Source organism: Sphingobium sp. CCH11-B1 (assembly GCF_001556865.1).
Taxonomy (GTDB): Bacteria; Pseudomonadota; Alphaproteobacteria; order Sphingomonadales; family Sphingomonadaceae; genus Sphingobium.
Genome location: NZ_LSJY01000084.1, coordinates 1 through 566, shown reverse-complemented (window position 1 = coordinate 566; position 566 = coordinate 1). Strand labels below are relative to the sequence as shown.

The window sequence follows — 566 nt, the reverse complement described above, 5'->3', positions numbered from 1 at the left end:
CCCCCTTTGATCTCCACCGACGCCTGGGGCGCGTTGGCCGAGTAAAGCGGTCGGATCGCAACCACCTGATCTAGTTTCACGCTGAGGGCGCTTTTGTCGGCGAGCGTGAGCGTAACGAGGCAACCACCTTTCACTCCTACGCTCGTGATCCTGCTGTTCCGCACGAAACCCGGCCAAGGCTTTGCGACGGCTGTGCCGCGGGTCAGCATGTCCTGGACGAACTTCGACGCACCCGCGGCGGTTCGTGGTTTGGCGGGCACCACCTGCTGAGCCGCCACGGGCGCTGCGCTTCCGAGCGAAAGTGCGTAGATCAATAGGTCAGGACGATGGGGCATCAGTGAACTTTAGCCGACCTTAGTCCTGCGTGGCGATAGGCGGAGGCGGCGCGGGCGCCTGATGCCGGGCGGGAAACAACGGCACGCCACCCCTATGATGGCCGTAGCCGTAATCACCTACGTCGAGCTGGAGAAGGCAATTCGCATAGCTCTCCGTTCCAGGCTGGAAGCCGTAGCTCGCACACGCCGCCCGATGGCGAGCGGCCATTTCTCGCGGACTGACGCAGCCAG

General features: G+C 63.8%; 2 protein-coding genes. Both read right to left on the bottom strand.

The genetic code is table 11. The annotated features are described in order from the left end of the window. Positions 1 to 314, bottom strand: a 314-nt coding sequence (locus tag AX724_RS24465) for a hypothetical protein (RefSeq protein WP_231736609.1), incomplete at its 3' end; no start/stop codon positions are given. 40 nt (positions 315 to 354) lie between these two features. Next, positions 355 to 566 (bottom strand): hypothetical protein (locus AX724_RS24460; RefSeq protein WP_231736608.1); only part of this gene is annotated, 212 nt, incomplete at its 5' end.